Origin of the sequence: Aureispira sp. CCB-E (assembly GCF_031326345.1) — a bacterium.
In the GTDB taxonomy this organism is placed as follows: domain Bacteria; phylum Bacteroidota; class Bacteroidia; order Chitinophagales; family Saprospiraceae; genus Aureispira.
The window spans coordinates 1,260,486-1,280,852 of the sequence record NZ_CP133671.1; the positions used below are offsets into that span (position 1 = coordinate 1,260,486).

Annotated in this window: 17 protein-coding genes; 9 read left to right on the top strand and 8 right to left on the bottom strand. The window is 35.5% G+C overall.

Annotation, left to right across the window (positions count from 1 at the left end; all coding sequences use genetic code 11):
- Positions 1–6: 6 nt before the first annotated feature.
- Positions 7–765 (top strand): DUF4290 domain-containing protein, encoded by a 759-nt coding sequence (locus QP953_RS04735; protein ID WP_052594674.1) that lies wholly within the window; start codon positions 7–9, stop codon positions 763–765.
- 147 nt (positions 766–912) lie between these two features.
- Positions 913–2,235: an anthranilate synthase component I family protein gene (locus QP953_RS04740; protein ID WP_309554129.1), complete on the top strand. Its 1,323-nt coding sequence runs from the start codon at positions 913–915 to the stop codon at positions 2,233–2,235.
- Here the strand turns inward: QP953_RS04740 and QP953_RS04745 are convergent.
- Together QP953_RS04745 and QP953_RS04750 are read right to left on the bottom strand one after the other, a co-directional pair.
- The gene (locus tag QP953_RS04745; protein ID WP_052594672.1) at positions 2,222–2,887 is read right to left on the bottom strand and encodes a DUF547 domain-containing protein; all 666 of its coding nucleotides are present in this window, start codon (positions 2,885–2,887) and stop codon (positions 2,222–2,224) included. The genes QP953_RS04740 and QP953_RS04745 overlap by 14 nt on opposite strands.
- Positions 2,888–2,902: 15 nt before the next feature.
- Positions 2,903–4,180, bottom strand: a complete 1,278-nt coding sequence (locus tag QP953_RS04750) for an SH3 domain-containing protein (protein ID WP_309554131.1) — start codon at positions 4,178–4,180, stop codon at positions 2,903–2,905.
- A 148-nt stretch (positions 4,181–4,328) separates the two neighbouring features.
- Here QP953_RS04750 and QP953_RS04755 point away from each other — a divergent pair, with 148 nt between their 5' ends.
- From QP953_RS04755 to QP953_RS04765, 3 genes are all read left to right on the top strand, one after another.
- Positions 4,329–4,940, top strand: coding sequence for a phosphopantothenoylcysteine decarboxylase (locus tag QP953_RS04755; RefSeq protein WP_052594668.1), 612 nt, complete (start codon positions 4,329–4,331; stop codon positions 4,938–4,940).
- Positions 4,941–5,107: 167 nt separating this feature from the next.
- Positions 5,108–5,416, top strand: coding sequence for a hypothetical protein (locus QP953_RS04760; RefSeq protein WP_052594666.1), 309 nt, complete (start codon positions 5,108–5,110; stop codon positions 5,414–5,416).
- A 136-nt stretch (positions 5,417–5,552) separates the two neighbouring features.
- A complete protein-coding gene (locus QP953_RS04765) occupies positions 5,553–6,677 on the top strand; it encodes a hypothetical protein (RefSeq protein WP_052594664.1) in 1,125 nt (374 codons plus the stop codon).
- A 146-nt stretch (positions 6,678–6,823) separates the two neighbouring features.
- Here the strand turns inward: QP953_RS04765 and QP953_RS04770 are convergent, their stop codons facing one another.
- The 5 genes from QP953_RS04770 to QP953_RS04790 form a co-directional block, all read right to left on the bottom strand.
- A complete protein-coding gene (locus QP953_RS04770) occupies positions 6,824–8,107 on the bottom strand; it encodes an adenylosuccinate synthase (protein WP_052594661.1) in 1,284 nt (427 codons plus the stop codon).
- A 434-nt stretch (positions 8,108–8,541) separates the two neighbouring features.
- Entirely contained in the window at positions 8,542–9,093 is a 552-nt protein-coding gene (locus QP953_RS04775) for a DUF6892 domain-containing protein (protein WP_052594659.1), read from the bottom strand.
- 13 nt (positions 9,094–9,106) lie between these two features.
- A complete protein-coding gene (locus tag QP953_RS04780) occupies positions 9,107–9,478 on the bottom strand; it encodes an STAS domain-containing protein (protein ID WP_052594657.1) in 372 nt (123 codons plus the stop codon).
- 211 nt (positions 9,479–9,689) lie between these two features.
- Positions 9,690–10,163 carry a Fur family transcriptional regulator gene (locus QP953_RS04785; RefSeq protein ID WP_052594655.1) on the bottom strand — a complete coding sequence of 158 codons (474 nt, stop codon included), beginning with the start codon at positions 10,161–10,163 and terminating at the stop codon, positions 9,690–9,692.
- 228 nt (positions 10,164–10,391) lie between these two features.
- A complete protein-coding gene (locus QP953_RS04790) occupies positions 10,392–12,671 on the bottom strand; it encodes a bifunctional (p)ppGpp synthetase/guanosine-3',5'-bis(diphosphate) 3'-pyrophosphohydrolase (protein WP_052594654.1) in 2,280 nt (759 codons plus the stop codon).
- 1,068 nt (positions 12,672–13,739) lie between these two features.
- Between QP953_RS04790 and sucC the strand changes: the two genes are divergently transcribed.
- From sucC to QP953_RS04810, 4 genes are all read left to right on the top strand, one after another.
- Positions 13,740–14,951: an ADP-forming succinate--CoA ligase subunit beta gene (gene sucC / locus QP953_RS04795; protein WP_052594652.1), complete on the top strand. Its 1,212-nt coding sequence runs from the start codon at positions 13,740–13,742 to the stop codon at positions 14,949–14,951.
- A 209-nt stretch (positions 14,952–15,160) separates the two neighbouring features.
- Positions 15,161–17,311, top strand: coding sequence for a M43 family zinc metalloprotease (locus tag QP953_RS04800; RefSeq protein WP_309554133.1), 2,151 nt, complete (start codon positions 15,161–15,163; stop codon positions 17,309–17,311).
- 196 nt (positions 17,312–17,507) lie between these two features.
- Entirely contained in the window at positions 17,508–18,383 is an 876-nt protein-coding gene (locus QP953_RS04805; RefSeq protein WP_052594648.1) for a hypothetical protein, read from the top strand.
- Positions 18,367–19,134, top strand: coding sequence for a hypothetical protein (locus QP953_RS04810; protein WP_052594647.1), 768 nt, complete (start codon positions 18,367–18,369; stop codon positions 19,132–19,134). The genes QP953_RS04805 and QP953_RS04810 overlap by 17 nt, the downstream gene beginning before the upstream one ends.
- Positions 19,135–19,184: 50 nt before the next feature.
- Here QP953_RS04810 and QP953_RS04815 read toward each other — a convergent pair whose 3' ends face one another.
- Positions 19,185–20,330: a hypothetical protein gene (locus QP953_RS04815; protein WP_309554134.1), complete on the bottom strand. Its 1,146-nt coding sequence runs from the start codon at positions 20,328–20,330 to the stop codon at positions 19,185–19,187.
- Positions 20,331–20,367 lie beyond the last annotated feature (37 nt).

The following is a 20,367-nucleotide window of genomic DNA, read 5'->3' on the forward strand; positions in this document are numbered from 1 at the left end:
AATATTATGAACAACGACTATAAGATACCTACAGCCAAAAAAATGGCTGATTATAATACTCAAAAAGAAAATCTGTTGATCCGAGAGTATGGACGTAATACTCAAAACTTGATTAATAGAGCCAAGCAAATAGAAGATCGAGAAGAACGTCAAGTGTACATCGAAAAAGTAGTTAACTTGATTATGGCGATGCATCCTCATACTAGAAATTTGGATGATTACAGGTTAAAAGTATGGTCACATGTTTTAAAGATGGCAAATTATGAATTAGATGTCGATCTGCCAGAAAACTTGCCTGATGCACGAACAAAACGCAAGCCAGACCAAGTAGCTTATCCACAAAATACCAAGCGTTTGCGTCACTATGGTCGAAACGTTCGGATTATGATTGAGAAGGCCAAGCAAATGGAGGACAAAGAAAAACAAGAGGCATATATTACGGTTATCGCTGCTTACATGAAAATGTCTTACAAAACTTGGAATAGAGAGAATGTTAACGATGAGGTGATTTTTAAGGAATTTGCTCGATTGGCAAAGGGAGAATTAGAAGTACCCAAAGGTACTAATATCGATTCTTTGGTTTCTCCTCGCAAAACCAAAACAGGAGGGAATAGCGGAGCAAGCAACAATACAGGAAGAACCAAGTCTAGTCGTCATACAAGTTCTAAAAAAAGCTCAAAAAGTAACTCTAGTAAAAACAAAAATTCTAGACGAACGTCTACCAATGGTAGTAAAAGCAAAAATCAGCGTAATAGAAAACGTTAACTAAACAGTTATTATCTTCTTTAAAAAAAACGACTCATCAATTCAGTTTGTTGCTCAGGTATGTTTTCCTAAGAGGATGAACGAATGTAAAAATAAACTAAAAGCTACTTCAAACCGTGAAGTAGCTTTTTCTATAACAGGCACTTTATGACAATGGTATTAACAGTTAAAGAGACAATAGTAGTCAAACGCCAAATTTTGAAATGGGCAGAAAAACAGTCCGAAGTTATTTGCTACTTAGATAGTAATTATTATCAAGCCGATCAATATAGTGCCTACGAGGCTTTAATTGCTGTTGGGGCAGAAAAAGAACTTTGCCTTAAAAGATCAGGAAATGCTTTTCAGTGCTTGCAAGCTTTTGCCAAAGAGAATCAAGAATGGTTGTTTGGACATCTGAGTTATGATTTGAAAAATGACGTAGAAGCATTAACATCCCAAAATAAAGATGTTTTAGAATTTCCTGAATTGTATTTCTTTGTGCCTAGTTATTTGTTTCTTTTTAATCAAGATGGAACTTTAGAAATTTTATCTAAACAAGAATCTCCAAAAAAGATTTGGAAGGCGATTAAAGATTTTTCTAGTACTGATGATAATGCTGAGAATTCAATGATTTCTATTCAACAAATGTTTTCAAAGGATGCGTATATGGATACCATTCATCAAATTCGACAGCATATTATAGATGGTGATACTTATGAGATGAATTTTTGCCAAGAGTTTTTTGCAGAAAATGTGTCTATAAACCCTGTGAGGCTTTTCGATACAATGAATCAAATTGCAAAGGCTCCTTTTGCTACCTATTATCAAATAAAAGACCAACATTTGCTTTGTGGAAGCCCAGAGCGATTTTTGTGTAAACGAGGGAATCAGTTAATTTCTCAGCCCATTAAAGGAACGATTAAGCGGGGACAAAGTCAAGAAGAAGATGAAGTATTGAAGCACCAACTGAGAGCAAGTATCAAAGATCAAGCAGAAAATGTCATGATCGTAGATTTGGTGCGAAATGACCTGACCAAAGTTTGTCAGACGGGAACAATTCAAGTAGCCGAATTATTTGGAATTTATGGTTTCGAGAGAGTCTACCAAATGATTTCGACAGTGGTAGGTGAGTTGCAGGAGCATAAAAACTGGGTAGATGCATTAGAGGCAACATTTCCGATGGGATCTATGACTGGCGCTCCAAAGGTGATTAGTATGGAATTGATAGAGGAATATGAGAAAACGAAACGAGGCATTTATTCTGGCACGGTTGGTTATGTTACCCCTAATGGAGACTTTGACTTTAATGTGGTTATTCGTTCCTTGTTGTATAATCGCAGCAAGCAGTATTTATCTTTTCAAGTTGGTGGGGCAATTGTATACGACTCAGAACCTGAAGCAGAGTATGAGGAGTGTTTGTTAAAAGCTAAAACGATGTTAGAAGCATTAGGGATTTCGACCTTGGATAGAACAACTTCTAGTGTACACTAAAATCATATTTTCGGTAACGAATTTTATAATTTTTATATTGAGGAGCATTGATATAAACTTGTTGAAAATCTTTTTTGTACAGCCAAAATATTTTGGAACAATGAATTGTTTTAGAAGTGGTATCAACCAAAAATTCTTGTTCAACAAAACTTTCCTCGGCTATTTTTAGCTGCTGATCTAAGAAATGTTCATCATAGTAAGCAATAGGAGGACACGACTTTGCACCACAATTTAGAGCAAAATGAATGCGATAATCTAGTTGATCAACAATCAACTCTCGGCGAGAATCTCGCCCAGAAAATTGCTTGAATAGTTTGTACAAAGATTTGCGATTTTTTCGTAGGATACCATGCTCTATATCATCCAAAGAAAATGAATGCCCGCCAATAATTACTTTTGAACGCATTACCAAAAATGGCTTTTCTAACATACTTTTTTGAATGCCTTTTTTGATAATCCAATAATTAGTTAAGCCATTGTAAACATTGATCCAAAAGGCAATTTTAGCTTTATCTTCTTGAAGTGTTTTCAAATTTACCGTTGCCAAGGTCTTTAGATATTCTTGAATCGTATTTTGATCTAGAGTTTCTCCATCTAGATATTGGGTTTTGAATCGTTTAAAATCTTGAGAGAACTTTTTGTGCTGAAACATATCACTATCTTTTTTCTACAAAACCAATAATCGAAGCACTTTGTTCTGTGCTTCTGTAACAGTAGATGACATTTTCCAGTCGTTGCGTTTTAATGTTTGGACATATTCCGTGAAGGTACGACCTATTTTAGATTCTGGATAGTTGTCTGTAATGTGTCGATAAGCTTGTAGGAATTCAGCTTTTAGGATATAGGTTTGGGGATCAAAAGCAGGCGTTTTTTCGGTGCCTTGCAATAAAATATTTAATTGTTTGTCTAATCGTCGCTTGGCATCAGCATGCCAAACAAAATCTGGATAAGTGGCAACAAAGTAATTCCAAGATAAAGTCCATCGAGCCAATTCTTTAGGTGCAATCAATAATGTTTCATTGTCTAACCAAAAGTTAGGAACCTCCAATTGATATTGATTCATATATGCCCGCATGGGAATAGAGCACTCTCTATAAAAAACTCGATATAAAAAATCGACATCCTCTGCTAATACTACCTGTCCATTTTTAAGCCCAAAATTGATTCCATTGGCAGCAAGACTACGTGTAAAAGCATCGCTTTGCATCGTAGCACGTTGGTAACGTTTTATTTCTGTCGCCAAATGTTGATATTGGTTCATATTGGTAGAATTTTGCAGCGTTTTTAGGACATTTGTATAAAAGTTATGAAAAGCAATATAAGCAGCATCACGTGTATTTTCGTTGGTATGATTGATAAACAAGGTTGTAAAACGATTAATTGCTTGACCAATAGAGTTAGGATTACTGCGATCTAAATTTGCTAGATAATTTTTATAGTTGGTAATGGACCCTTCATTAACGGGTTCTTGCATTTGTTTTTGCTGCTTTTTAGTAAATTCAGGACGTTCCTCATTAGCTGCTTCTAATAATTCGGCTGTCTCTCGCTGAATAACTACCTTTTGATTTTGTTCTTTGGGAAGAAATTGAACAAAGGCAGCATAGACCCAACCTTCTATTTTTTCTTCTGTCTGTATTTTGTACCAGTGGGCGTTGTAGGTTTTACGATTGTAAATAATTTCAGTGGTAAAATTGGTGCTGTCGTATAAAAATTCAACTAAAACACCATCACTCAAAATATGGAGTACCGTTCCTTCCAAGTCGGGCGTTTCTCGAACCCTCAATCGACGGGTTATGGTTTCCATAAATCGACGAGGGGGGGCTTCTTGAGTTAGCGTTACAGGTGTTTGTGTATTGGTCAAAGGTGTAGTTTCTTGATCGTCACAAGAGTAGAAATAAATAGAGAGTACAATAAAAAAGAAGAATCGGACGTAGGATGTTCTCATTATTAGTTATATTTAGAGTGTTTGGTAAAGATACAAACTTCATCTTGTTCATGAAAATTGTATGGGATGCCCTTTTTATAGGAAAATAAGTACGTTGATAATAACAACTAGTTGACATGGTTCATAAAGAATTCAAACTATTAAAATTATGAGTAAATCTATTTTAATTTTGGGTGGTGGTACCTTTTATCATGTTCGAAATCATTTGTCAATTGCCGCCCCTGCTTTTGGTACAACAGCACGTTGGTTGCATGATCATTTACCCAATTCAAAGTTGATGTTAACCAAAATGGCAGAGGCATCTTCTGCTTTGGAAACGAATGAAGATGTAAAGGAGTTCCTAAATGATGCCCTAAAAGATACAACTTTAGATGGTATTATTATGAATGTTGCCTTGTGTGATTATGAGGGAAGGATAGGAACGGTGGCTTCTGGTAAACATGCTCAGCGGTTGCAATCTAGAGAAGGCAATCAACAGATGGAGTTAACGGCAAGTGATAAACTCATTGCCAATATAAAAGTACAACGTCCAGATCTATTTTTAGTTGGATTCAAAACAACAACTAGTTTTAGTCCCGACCAACAGCAAGCTGCTGCTTATAGAATGCTGTCAGAATCTAAAGGAGATTTGGTATTGGCCAATGATACGCTGACTCGATACAATTTATTGGTCAATTCCAACAACGAACGATTGATAGAGTCCAGCAATCGGCTAGACGTTCTAAATTATTTGGTCGAAGAAATTTTGAGACTAAAATAAACCCATTTTTTAGATCCTTCCAGAAATGCTTTAGAGTTTAAAGCATTCAAAGATATAAGTACTTTATTCGCTAAATAGGAACCATTCTAAGAGAAGAGAAGTTTATCTAACAGCGAAGTCGTAATGGCTGTGTGTATTATGTAATGGTCTTGTTAACAAAGTACGAAATGGATAAAAAAAGTTTTATTATAGGTTTGATAGTAGGTTGTTTGGTAACGATGTGTGTGTGTCTTATTGGGGTAAATTATTATGTTGATCAGAAAATAGAGGCCGCTAAAGAAGAAGCAAGGAAGCATTATGAGGTGCTTCAAGAAAAGTGGGAGACAGAATACAGAGCTGAATTGGCTCATTTAAAAGAATATGCCAATAAAAAGGCAACAGAAAAGGGAACTGAATTGGTTGAAAAAGCATCCGATAAATTCAAAAAATACTGGAACAAGAACCAAGAAGAGCCAGATAGTACAGAAATGGAATAGTTCAGTTGAATTCTTGTTTGCACAAGTCTAATATTTTTATTAAATTGCGTTAGATATTCATACGTTAAATTTTAATCCATCACAGAGTTGATCTTAGGTGAGAATTCTAAGTATTTGCTCCAATTATATCAATATTATGCCTGTAAGAAATCCTTTTACGGTAGCGAAGCTAAAAACCATTAAAGCTCAGATTTATGCGAAAGCATTGAAAGTGATCTTAAAAGAGAAACTGAAAGATGGTGAAACCGTGCCTTTTTCGCTTTTGTTGAACCATGTTTATGCGGGACTAGATGAAAAAAAGAGCGCCAAATTGCCTTTCTTGTTATTAGGTGAACCCAAAGATGGAGAAGCTACTTGGAAAAAATTCCGAGACTCGGAAGTGTCGCCAGGAAAGAAACAAAAGGATTTTATGGTGGTGGGGACTTGCACGCGCCAAGGAGATCACTTGATGTTAAGTATTAATCGAAGCAAAGGATTGAGCAAAATTCCTCCTAAGGCAAAAGCTTATTTGGATAACGCTATTAAAAATGCGAATCCCAAGATTACAATTAGTACCAAAGATGGAGGAGAAGACAAGACGGTTGTAGGAGCTGTAGGTGTATCCGATGGCAAACAGCCTGAGCAAGAAACTAAGACAAAGGATACTGGTTCTTCTACTCAACCAGAAACAGGGACAACTCCTAAAGTAACAGAGGAAAAGAAAAAGAAGGTAGTCGAAAAATATAAGAAGGAAAAGCAAGATGAGGCGAAGGAATTGGGGCAAAAGTTTAAGGACCTTAAAGCTTTATCTTCCAGTGATTCGGTGAAGAAAGTAGCAAAAAATATCAAAAAGGGTAGAACTACAAAAAAAGACTTGGAAAGGGTGAAAGAATTGAATCAAGTTTTTTCATCTACCGAAAAGTTGTATAAAAAAACAGCGAAGCAAATTCAGAAAAAATTTAACAAGTCCTATAAGGAGTTGGTAAAAAATAAAAAGAAGTTTTATCAATTATCTTTGGCAACCAAACAGAGTAAGAAAAGCTTAGCAGAAACCTTAGCGAATTCTTATTATGAGAAAAAACTAAAGCGAGTTGCTACCTCTGACGAAGTGAATGACATTCAAAAGATTATCAAAGATGTTATCTTAATGAATAAAAAACGAAGAAAAAAGGCAAAGCAAGCCTTGTTGTTTAAAGCCACTTCGTATGTTTTGAAAAAAACTGGACCCAAAAAGTTTAAAGCAAAATATGTCAACCAAATTCTACAAAAAAAGGTTGCCTAGTTTATAAAAGCAGAAAGTCCCTCCTGAATTTTTTCACGAGGGACTTTTCTTATGTCTACAAAGGACTAATAGAATTTTTGTCAATGATCAAAAGAAATCGCACCATAAAAATAGTTTTGTTTAGTGCCAGAGCCTTGAACAATTCTTTAAGCCATTGTAGTTTCTGGTCTTAAGACCAATTGTTCTCTTCCTGGACCGACAGAGATAATAGAAAATGGTATTTCTAACATACTTTCCATCTCTTGTACGTACTCTTGTAATTCTGTAGGAAAATCTCCAAAGTTTCGAATTCCTGTCAAGTCTTTTTTCCAACCTTTGTAAGCTTTGTAGACAGGTTTAGGACAATTCGTAACCATATCAAATGGCAATTCATCGGTGATCCCATTTTCTGTTTCGTAAGCCGTTGCAGCAGACACTTCATCAAATTTATCCAATACATCTGCTTTGGTCATGACTAACTGAGTAACACCATTAATCATAATAGTATATTTTAACTGAGGCAAATCGATCCAACCACAGCGTCTAGGACGTCCTGTTGTAGCTCCAAATTCTCCACCAGCTTTTCTAATTTCTTCACCTGTTGCACCGTGTAGTTCTGTTGGAAAAGGTCCACCTCCAACACGAGTACAATAGGCTTTGGTGATACCAATCACTTCACCGATTTTTTGAGGCGCAATTCCCAGACCATTACAAACACCAGATGTAATTGTATTAGATGAAGTTACAAAAGGATAGGTACCATAATCAATATCTAGCATAGAGCCCTGTGCACCCTCTGCCAATACTTTTTTTCCAGCTTTGATTGCTTTGTTAATAAAATAGGCAGAATCTACAAATTGCAATTTTCTTAAACGCTCAATAGACGCCATCCAAACTTTCTCTTCTCCCTCTAAGTCAAAATCAACAGAAGGATAGGCAGAAGCCATACGCAAATGATTTTCTTTAAGTTTGTTATAACGTTCTTGAAAATCAGATAAAAAGATATCTCCTATGCGAAGACCATGTCGAGCAATTTTATCCGTATAGGTTGGACCAATCCCTTTTAGGGTAGAACCAATTTTTCCATCACCTTTTGCAGCTTCCATCACTGCATCTAAGAAGCGATGAGAAGGAAGGATTAAGTGTGCTTTTCTGGCAATATACAAGCGGCTCAAAAATTCCACTCCTGCAGTAGATAGTTGGTCAATTTCTTTGCAAAGGATTGTTGGATCAATGACGACACCATTTCCAATAACATTCTGAACATCGGCTCTAAAGATTCCAGAAGGAATGGTGTGCAATACATACTTTTTGTCATCTAGATACAATGTGTGACCAGCATTGGGACCTCCTTGGAAGCGAGCAACAATGTCGTACTTAGACGCTAAATAATCAACGATTTTACCCTTTCCTTCGTCTCCCCATTGCAAACCTAATAATACATCTACCATGTTTAACAGTGATTTTAATAATTTAATCGGTTAATATTTTTTGTTCGTGTGTATTTGCCTAAGAATAGGTTTGAAATTTATATTCTTCAAAACCAATGGTCTTGGCACAAATGATTTGATTTTAGTACTTAAAAAAGCTGCCGATAGAGGCAAAATCAAGCATTTGTAACTTGAACATAGAATTTAAATATGTTCCAATCCTTAGCAATTGATTTTTAGAAAGATACTGATAGAAACCTTTGTTTTTTGAGGTTTTAGAACATTCTAAAAAACACGAATTAACTGTCTTGCAATTTAATATGCCGCAAAAATACAAAAACACAACTATAACCTATCGTTAGTTGTGTTTTATTTTAACTTTTTATAGAAAAGTATAAGAGATTGCGTTACTCAGTGACTATTGTATAAGGGGGAGATGCTTGTGGCTTTAATTCTTAACAGACATCCACATTGACTCCTTTGGCTACAAGCGGATTGGTAATGGCAGAGACATCGGCTCCAGCAGTAAATGTTAAGGTAACACTTTCCAAAGATTCAATTGCTTGTAAGACTTCGTAATCAACAAAATTCTTATAATTCAAACTTACTTGACGTAACTTATGAAGTTGGGCAAGTGGTTGTAATGAAACCGAAGCACCAAGCATCGTGTTGGCATCTAGAACCTCAAGGTTTTGAAGTGCTTCAATACCGTCTAGAGAAGTAATATTAAACGCATCATCTTCTCCGTCCCAAGAATACGAAACAATGCTATAAATAGCACGACCGCCATCTAAGGATATTTTATTTACTTTATTAAGGTATGATGTGAGATCAAGTTGGGCAAAATAGTCGACTAACTCTGGAATAGGCAGTCCATACATATCTTCAGAAAGAACTTCGTCTTCATCTATTTTATCAAATACCTCCTCACAATATTCTTCTTCGTAGTCTAATTCATTTGCTTCTATGAGACTGCTAATGACTAGTAGCTTTAAGTTTATATTCATAAGTGTAATTTAGTTACTCATTAACATAGTTCTTATCATTTTTATTCTCTTTAATAAACAGGGTTAATGCATCATCAACATTTTCAAACACACTAAAAGCTGAGTTAAGTCGAGTAACCAAGAGTATTTTCTTGATGTTATCAGAAAGATTAGCGATAGCTACGTCTCCGCCCGCACTTCTAGAGCGAGTAAGGATTGAAATAAGAAAAGTCAAGCCTGTGCTATTCATAAAGTCCATTTGCTCCAAGTCAACGATAAATTCTGTATAACTCGCTTCAATTTTTTCCTCAATTGCTCGAATAATTTCTTGATTATCTAATGGATTTAGTAAGTTATCTACTTGTAAAATTTGTACGCCATTTTTTTCTAAAAAAGTATATGCCATGTCTTGTTTGTTGCATTCTGTATGTAGTTAGCTCCTTTTAAAGCTGTAATAGTATGTAAAATTGATTTTTTATAAAGTATCCTAATTATTCAAGAAAACGATACAACTTGTACTAAGAGTACAACGATAAAACGTCTGGAAATCAGTAGAAAGCCTCTATGAAAAACGATGCAATATTTATCCTAAAAGGAACTAAGGTCGGAATAATAATTTATTTTCTATTTAGTTTTTCTCTTGCCTCTTTGCTGTATCCATAAAAAGTCAGGGAGTGATGCGTGATTTCAAAGCCCAAAATTTCAGAAACCATTTCTTTGATTTGTTGGATTCTAGGGTCACAAAACTCAAAAACTTGCCCTGTTTCGATACAAACCGCATGGTCGTGTTGCTTGGATCCATAGGATTTTTCGTATTGAGCTAAATTTTTACCAAACTGATGTTTGCGTACCAAATCACAAGAAACCAATAATTCTAATGTGTTGTAAACCGTAGCACGACTAACACGATAGTTTTGGGTTTTCATATGGATATAGAGCGCTTCTGCGTCGAAGTGATCGTCCCGTTTATAGATCTCTTCCAAAATTGCAAATCGTTCTGGTGTTTTGCGCAAGCCATTTTTTTCGAGATATTGAGAAAATATCTTGATGACTTCTTTTACTATTTTTGAGTCTTTTTGATTGCTAGCCATTATATTTTATTTAGGTATAAGCTATATATTTAAGTGATTGCTCAAAAGAAACCATGTTCTAGAACAAAGGTTTTTAGTATGATAACTTTTGGACAAATACTCAAACAATGATAATTGTGCCCTTACAAATATTTTTGTAGAGCATCTAGTTTATATAGCTCAAGCGTATTTCATATTCTTGTCTAAAAAACAATACCACTTGCGATTAAGATAGACAAAATGTCAGTATTATTGAATTCTAGCGACAGTATTTACTTGTTTTAACTTTTTTAATTCAATAATCAATTCGTTTAATTGATCTTTATTTTTTACTACAACAGTAACTTTGCCCTCAAAGTGCCCTTCTTTTCCATTCATTGAAAATCCACGCATATTTAGTTTGTGTTTATCCGTGATAATACTAGACAAACTTTGAACAACGCCCATATCATCCATCCCCGTAATTAGAAGTTCTGCAATAAACGATGTATTGGCTGTATCGACCCATTCGGCACGTTTGATTCTATAACCAAAAGTAGCTTGTAGATACTCTGCATTGGGACAAGTCGTGCGGTGAATTTTAATACCATGTTTAGACGTTACATAAGCAAAAATATCATCCCCCAACACAGGATTACAACAAGTAGCCAAAGAATTGACAAAATTACTGGCATCTTGACCGTCAATCAAGAGTTTGGGCGTTCCCTTAAAATTTCGTCGAGCCCTTAAAGGAACCTTTGTTTTTATTTTGGTTTGTTGTTCAGAATTAGCTTTATCGTCAGATTCTGCTTTTTCGGGAAACAATTTACCATTCTCTAACTTTAACAACTTTATTTCGTTCAGGTTGTATTGTTCAGAATATATTCCAAAATATAAATCCAAACGATTGGATGCTCCAAAGTATTTGACCAAAGTATCAATGTTGTCCTCTACGTGTTCTGTTAATTTTAGGGACTTGAACTTTCGATCCAATGTTTCTTTCCCCAAAGAGCCCCATTTTAGTTTCTCTTCTTTGAGCGCTTGTCGAATTTTAGAACGAGCTTTTCCTGTTTTGACAATTTTGAGCCAATCCTCTGTTGGTTTTTGAGTAGAACTAGTAATAATATAGAGTTGATCACCATTTTTTAGCTCGTAACTCAAAGGAACAATACGTTGTGAGACCTTAATAGATTTACAATGGTAACCAACCTCAGTGTGGATATCAAAAGCAAAATCCAAAGCAGTAGCCCCTTTGGGGAAGAAACGCATTTCTCCTTGAGGTGTAAAAACATAGACCTCTTCGGCAAAGAGGCTTGATTTAAAATCATTTAAAAAGTCGATGGCATCATTGTCAGGATTTTCTAGCATTTCTCTTGCCTTACTCAGCCAATTTTCGAAAATATTTTCTTGTTGTTTGATGCCTTTGTAACGCCAATGTGCCGCATAACCACGTTCGGCAACCTCATCCATTCTTTCACTTCGGATTTGCACTTCTACAAAACGACCTTGCGGTCCCATTACAGTCGTATGCAGGGACTCGTAACCATTTGATTTTGGTGTTGAAATCCAATCTTTCAATCGTTCAGGAACGGGAGTATAGCTATCTGTTATAATAGAATACATACTCCAACAAATTGATTTCTCTTCAGAAATAGGAACATCAGCAATAATTCGAATGGCAAACAAATCATAGATTTCTTCAAAAGGAACCTGTTTTGTTTTTAGTTTATTACTAATAGAAGAGACCGACTTGGCTCTACCAAAAACTCTAAAATTCTGAATGTTGTGTTTTTTCTTGATTGCTTTTTTTATCGGTTTCAAAAATTGTGTGATATATTGCTCCCGCTCGTTGGCTGTTTCTTGCAATTTTTGAATGATAAACTCATAATGCTCTGGTTCTTTTATTTTTAAACAAAGGTCCTCCATCTCATTTTTTATATTATAAAAACCCAGTCGATGTGCTAAAGGAGCATAAATGAAGGATGTTTCGGAAGCTATTTTTAGCTGTTTGTGTTGAGGCATGGAACCTAATGTACGCATATTGTGTAGTCGATCAGCCATTTTGATCAAAACAACCCGAACATCTTTTGAGATGGTCAACAAGATTTTTTTGAAATTTTCGGCTTGTGGACTATGTATATTTTCTTCACTGACATTTGCCAAGCTGCTAAACTTTGTTAATCCATCAACAATCATGGCTATATTTTCGCCAAATTCACTGGCTAGATCTTCCAAACTAACAGGCGTGTCCTCAACAACATCGTGCAAGAGTGCTGCTTTGATGGATGTTGGACCTAGCCCTAACTCCGCCGCACAAATTCGTGCTACCTCAATGGGATGAAAAATGTACAACTCGCCTGATTTTCTGCGCTGCTGAGAATGAGCGAGACGAGCCAATAGGTATGCTTTTTTGATAGAAGCTTTGTGTTCTTCATTTAATGGCGTTCGAATAGAACGGCACATCTTTCGATAAGCTAGATGAATTTGTTTGTCTTCTTCTTGGGTAATGTCTTCTTCGTAGGGGAATTTTATATTAAAATTTGTCTCCATGTATATATTACTCCTGTTGTCTATTTTAGAATAGTTCGTTGAGGAATCTTACTCGTTTACTTCGTAAGCGCTTTGCTTTTGGTTAGTTAGGTTGCTACTACTTGAGTGCTGCGCCGTTGGTAAATAAGTTAGTTTTGTTTGATTCATATTAAGCTTTGAATTATCAATTGTGCAACACTTCTAAAATACCACACAGCAACAGTTGCATCTAACTAAATTGATAGCTGAATGGGCTTGTTTTAATAAAACCACAGAGCTGTTTATGAAACAATCAACGAATTACTTTTTTTAATAAAGTATTTTTTTTGCTTGATAAAATGGCAATAGCCTGCTAAAACCATGTTGAGCATCTTCAACTATTAGAGCATTTGTTTAATTATGCCTATTAATTAAAGGATGTTTTTTGTAAAAGAATGTATTGTACAAAATTTGTAAATGACTTTCTATTCATTTTACGAATGACTAATATGAAAGTTAGCTTTATTCCTATTTTTCTCCAAATTTTGAGCCTGATATTAAGGAATCGTTCCATACAAACTGCTTTTTTCTTGACAATCTCTAAAAAGTAGAGCAGCGTTATCTTTTGTTAAGACCAAAGTAAAATAGCTAGGCTATCTTTGAACTACTGAATAGATAGTGATCAATTATTGAGGAATAAAAGCACTTGCTTTTAACTCCAAAATTAAAGATGTGTAATTTGCTTCTAAATTTTGAAGCGTAGTGACCTTTAAAATTTAGTTAGAATCATTTTTAAATGATTCTATTCGTATAGCCAGCAGCAAGTATAATCCTGAAAATATATTTTGTACTGCTGGCTTTTTATATTCAATGCAATGACATTCATAAATCGTAGAAATGTTGAATGCAAAAGGAAAAAGATGGAACAAAAGTAGATTGAAGTTTGATTGCTAGAGCTTTAAATTAAAGAAAGGTGGATATAAATGACCAAAAAATAAAAATGAATAGAGTATTCTTAGAAAAACCTTTATACTAATTTGAATAAGCTTAGAAAAACTTTTAGATTTGAGCAATTGAAACATTATTATAATAACATTCAATCATTACACAATGAATCTGCATGAATATCAAGCCAAAGAACTATTAGCTAGTTATGGCGTGCCTATCCAACGCGGTGTTGTCGTTGAAAATCTAGACGATATCGAAACTGCATTTGCTAAATTAAAAGAAGAAACAGGCACTAGTTGGTGTGTTGTTAAAGCGCAAATCCACGCTGGAGGACGCGGAAAAGGCGGTGGAGTTAAGTTGGCCAAAAACATGGACGAATTAAAAACACATGCTGGTAATATCTTAGGTATGATGTTAAAAACACCTCAAACTCCTGGTGGAATGGATGGTGAGGGTAAATTGGTTCGCAAGATTCTAATTACAGAGGATGTTTATTATCCAGATGCGGATGGTAACATGGATGTGAACGAATTTTACTATTCTATCTTGATGGACAGAGAGCGTAAATGTAATGTAATCGTATATTCTACGGAAGGTGGTATGGATATCGAGAAAGTAGCAGAAGAAACGCCACATTTGGTACATAAAGAATATATTCACCCTCATTTAGGTTTGCAAGCGTACCAAACACGTAATATTGCAAGCAATTTAGGTCTTGAAGGAGATGCATTCAAAGCAATGACAAAATTTGTTGCGGCAACATATAAAGCTTTTGTAGGAGCTGATGCTTCTTTGGTAGAAATCAATCCTTGTTTGAAAACTTCAGATAACAAAATTGTTGCTGCTGACTCTAAGGCTTCTCTAGATGAAAATGCATTGTTCCGTCATCCAGACTTGGCGGCTCTACGTGATGTACACGAAGAAGATCCTGCTGAGGTAGAAGCTAAAGAACATGGCTTAAGCTTTATTAAGTTGGATGGAAACGTAGGTTGTATGGTAAATGGTGCTGGTTTGGCAATGTCTACGATGGATATTATCAAATTATGTGGTGGCGAGCCTGCTAACTTCCTAGATGTAGGAGGTACTGCTGATGCAAAGCGTGTTGAAACTGCTTTCCGTATCATTTTGAAAGACGAAAATGTAAAGGCAATTTTGATTAATATTTTTGGTGGAATTGTTCGTTGTGACCGTGTGGCACAAGGTGTTGTTGATGCTTACCAAAATATTGGTGATATCAATGTTCCAATCATTGTACGTTTACAAGGAACTAATGCAGAAATCGCTAAGCAATTAATCGACGATTCTGGGCTGGATGTACATTCTGCTGTAACTCTACAAGAGGCTGCTGATAAAGTAACTGAATTGGTAGGTTAAAAAGAATCTAATAAAATAAAAATTAAAGGTTGTTGCCAATTGGTAGCAACCTTTTTTTTTGAACAAAAAATAGCTTTTTAGAATGTATTAAAGTCAAAAAATGCTTGATAAAGAAAGGCTATTGGAATGAAAAAGCTTATTTTGTAAAAAATAACCATATATAGACCACCATTTATTAATTACTTATCGACTGTTAAACAGAGCATTTTATGGAAAAGTTATTCCCAGTTATTTGCATTCTATTCCTACAGACGTTCTCATTGTGGGGGCAGCCAAACGATGTTGTTGCTACTTTGGCAGCAGAGTCTAAGAAAGTTACTCGTTGTTTTACCAATGAAAAAGTAGCAGAAGCTATTCAAAAAAATGCTGTTCTTAGAAAACGAAAGGCTGTGACAGAAGCAAGAATCAATCGCTACATAGAGCAAGAAAAGCTTGCATTTAAAGGGAGAAATGCACCACCTGTTTATACTATTCCTGTTGTGGTACACATCGTATACCGAACAGCGGCACAGAATATTTCAGACCAACGAGTTTATGAACAATTGCAGGTTTTGAATGAAGATTATAGAAGGACAAACGCCGATGCAAGTAATGTTCCTACTACCTTTGCTGGGGTTGTCGCCGATACAGAGATTGAGTTTTGTCTAGCGACCAAAGATCCTAACAATAATGCAACAACAGGGATTACACGAACTCAAACGTCTGTTAATAATATTGGCAATGGTAGTGCTTATTACTCCACAGCGGCAGGAGGGATCGATATATGGGACCCCAATAAATACTTAAATATATGGGTTTGCGAACTTGGCGGTGGAGTTTTGGGATTCACGTACACGCCCGGAAGTGCACCTAATGGTGCCGATGGAGTTGTTATTGGATATCAATATTTTGGTAAAACAGGAGCAACAGCACCTTATAATGGAGGTCGAACAACTACTCATGAAGTAGGACATTGGTTGAATTTGCAACATGTTTGGGGACCAGGAAATGGAGGCTGCAATCAAGATGATGGAGTGACCGATACTCCTTTGCAAGATCAAGCATACAGTGGTTGCCCCACACACCCTGCTACGTCTTGTGGATCTGCTGATATGTTTATGAACTTTATGGATTATGTGAATGACAATTGTATGAATTCGTTTACTGCTGGACAAAAAACTAGGATGAGAGCTGCTATTGCTGTTGCTCGACCTGGCTTATTGACATCACAAGCTTGTGTTATTGCTAGCCATGATGCTGGAATTTATGCCATTAACCATCCTAGTGGAGCAATGTGTACGAATTCTTTTGTACCAGAGGTGACCATTAAAAATTATGGAGCATCTCCCTTGACTTCTGCTGTAATTAACTACCAAATTGATGGGGGCATGGTGATGACTCAAAACTGGACAGGAAATTTGCCAACAACACAAACGGCTTTGGTTCAGTTGCCACAACAAACAGTAACAAATGGTGCTCATATGATAACCGTTTGGACTTCCTTGCCCAATGGCAATGCAGATGGAGACTCGAATAACGACCAAAACTCAACGCCTTTTACGGTCTCTGTTGGAGGACTAGCCTTACCGTTTTCAGAAGGTTTTGAAGGAGCTACTTTTCCTGCTGTAGGTTGGAGCGCATCTAACCCTGATAATGATGTTACTTGGGCACGAACAACAGTGGCATCAAAAACAGGAGGTGCTTCTATGTTTATGGATAATTGGGATTATCCTGCCAATGGTGAAAAGGATTGGATTTCACTGCCTGCTCTTAATATGAGCAATTCATCTACGGTAACCATGACGTTTGAATTAGCCTATGCCTTGTATTCTGCCTCTGGTTTTAGTGATACTTTGCGTCTTTGGGCTTCTGATGACTGTGGGCAGACTTGGACGAAAATCTATGAAAAAGCAGGCACTGCTTTAGCAACTGTTGCCAATCTGCAAGCCTCGGAATTTGTTCCAACGACTGGAGATTGGAGGAAGGAAACCATTGATTTGTCGGTTTATAAGAATGCCTCTAATGTTCAAATTCAATTTGAGCATGTTTGCGATTATGAAAATAATTTGTACGTAGATGATATTAACATTACGAATACGCCTGGACTAAACGTAACAACCTTAAACCAAACTAAAGGCAACCTAAATATATATCCCAATCCAACAACAGGTCAATTAAATGTTGATGTCCAGTTGCCCAAACAAGCAGCTCTTGTTATTACGGTGTACAATGCTTTAGGACAAGAAGTAGGGCAGCTATGGGATGAAAATGTGATTGGTGGAAATTATAAATTAAACCTTTCTGATTTGACATCAGGGGTTTACCACATACAGGTGGCAGGCGGAGGAACAAGAATGATGCAAAAAGTAGTCTTGAAATAGGCTTATTAAGCTGTTCGATAAGGAAATTAATGCCATGAAAATTTAAAGGTTAGGAAAATCATAACGTTATAATTAACAATAGTTCGTTGAAACCACGCAGTAGCAGCGAACCGAGCTATGCGAGTTCACGACCGTAGGGAGCTAATTAACGACCACGAAGTAGCAGCGTAGCTAACTACTAAATTAATAGTAATACATGAAAACAGCCCTAAAAATAGGATTTAATAAAACAACTCAACATTGGAAAGCAGCACTTGTAGAATCGAGAAGTTTGATTGCAAAAATTATTTTAGTCACTTTATTAGAAAGTTTCTTTTTACATGAATGTGTATTGCTATTAGCGTTTGATGTTAATAATTATTATAGCTTCAAGTCTATTGTTGATGTTGATATACTAGATTTTTCTGACAATGAGAACAGTGTAATTATCTACTTGTTGGGCATGACTCGAAGTTTTTTTTATGAATTAACGATTTTAAATAGTTTCTTTTTAGGCGTGTATTGGCATCATACAGGGTTGCCAAAAACAGGTACAAGGAATAGTACTCCTAGTATGGATAATGTACTAGATGTACCAATAGAACATAAACAAGGGCGTTTAACAGAAGTATTACAATATATAGAGAAAAGTGTCCGCATTCGTTATTTTCAGATGGTTGTATTACTTATTGTTATACAAATAATTGGTAACCTCATTGGCAACTTCTTGTACGATGTACTAATATTGGTAGGGTATACTTATTACTGGATTTTAGGAATGGTACCCTATTTATTATTGTTGTTATTGTACCTAAAATGGTTAGGGCTTTCATTTGAACAGTTTTGGCAAGCAAATGGGAAATGGATTGGGATTGTTGTTGGAGCGATTGTTCTTCCTAGTATTGGGAGGTATGTTGGCAGAATTATTCGCACGGTACTAGCCGTTATTATTGCCGTTTTTGCAGAGGTTGTCAATATAAATGCTTTGTTAGGTTTTATAAGTATTTTGTTATACAGCTTTCTTTGGTTGACATTGATTGGTATTTTTTATTCTCAAACCCTAATTTATTTTAAGAATGAACAAGAAGCTTAATTATGTCTTTAGGGAGGTCGTTGATAACTATAAAGACAGTTACATTGGAAACAGTGCCTTTTATATTAGCTTTGGATTACTGTGTTTATTTTTAGGTGTGTCGATTGTAGGAGGAATTTATCTCTTTGATATGCATATTTTAATTACATTGACAGAGCTGGATAACATACATTATATCTATGCTTATTTACTGCTACTTAGCTTACCATGTGTAGCAACCTTAAAAAGAGACCATCGTAGTAATTTGAAGTTTTGGCAAACATTAGCTCAAAATATGGGCGTCTTTTTGTTGTTGGGAGGATTAATTGTTGTCGGTTGTTTTGTATTATTTGCCTACCAAAATACATTAGGAAGTTATACTTTTTTTATGTCTGTAGGAGGATTTGTTGAAATTGTGGGCAATTTTTCTGTCGCCTTGATTTTGTTGTTTGTAATCAGGCAGTTAATGGATAAAAATATTCCTTTTTTTGAACTGATGGTAGAAGCATTTTTCTTAGCGATTATCTTGTTTGCATTAATTCAAGAGTTTCAGTCCTTTTTTGTTTATGGTCTGATGGAGAGCTTCCGATTTATTTTTGGAAGTGATTTTGGTGAAATTGTTTTAACACCCATTCTTTTTATATTAGTAAATCTAGTTTTAAGCCCAATGCTGGTTCTAATCACCACATCATTAATTGAGTATAAAGCAATAGAAAATAACCCCCCAAATCCACCTTTAAATTCAGATTTTATCAAAAAAGAAGGAGAGTAAGGCATTTAGAATAACTAGGTTTCTATCAGTTGAGGGTTATGACTCAGAAATCATAATTGTTCTATTTTTTTCAAACCTTCTAAAGCGGGCGGATAAGCAGCATTGAGTTCCAATATTTCAGAATAGTACAGTCTTGCTTGTTCCAAATCATAAACTTCAAGGTATAATTCAGCTATTTGTAGCATTAATGGAATATCAAAAGGGCTTTCTTGTAAGGCAAGTTTGTGCCATCGAATGGCTTTCGTATACTCCTCATTTTCTAAGGATAATTCCATCAGTGCTTGTAGAGGTTGGTAGTAAAATTCATTTTCTTCCAATGCTTTTTCAAAGTAAGTCTCTGCTGCTGGCAAGTTCTGAAAGCCTTTCCATTCAATAGCTCCTAATAGATAATATGTTTCATCTAAATTATAATAAACACTAGATAGGGTAAGGTGTAAACTCTTCAAAGCGAAATTTTTGGCTTCTTCCCATTTGTTTTCTTCAAACAGAAAATGAGCCAATGCAAAAATAGCACGATTAAACTTAGGGTAAAGCTGAATGCAGCGTTTCCATGTTTCTATTGCAGCTAATTTATCATTCAAATCGTGTTGATAAAAAGAGGCTAAATTGTAAAGAATATCTTGATGCGGCTGTTCCTGATAAATTTGATTATAATGAGTAATAATTTGTGTTTTGTGTATTTCTAATGTTGAGTTAGCAGTATATTTTTCTTGTAAGGAAGCTAAATAACAGAGCATAATATGGCTAGTTTTGGCACCGTTGTTAATCGCCAATTCGTAATATTGTAGTCCTTTTTCAAATAAATCGCTATGTTGACAAAAAATAGTACCAACTTCTGCATAGACAGCTGCTCTAGCGGGGGTTTTAAGCAGCCATGGTCTATAATTAAGTTCGTTAATGGCAAATCGTTTGAATAGATTCTTATCCGTATGAGTGTAATCGCCATTATTTAGAATCAAATGAAGTAGATAAATAGGCGATTTTTCTAATTGAAAGCTGGGAAGTACTTGTTGTACAAGGTTGATAAGTTGGGATTCAGGATAAAAGGCAAGGAAAACTTCGATAGGAATTAACAGCTTAGGAATGGCATAAGGATGTAATTCTAATAGTTGAAGTGCAATATTTTGGTTATTATCATCCAAACTAAGCAATAAATCAGGAATTTTTGAAATTTCTTCAGAAGAGAGCTTTGTCATGCGAAGTGGAGTTGTGAAAGAAAAAACAGCAAACAAA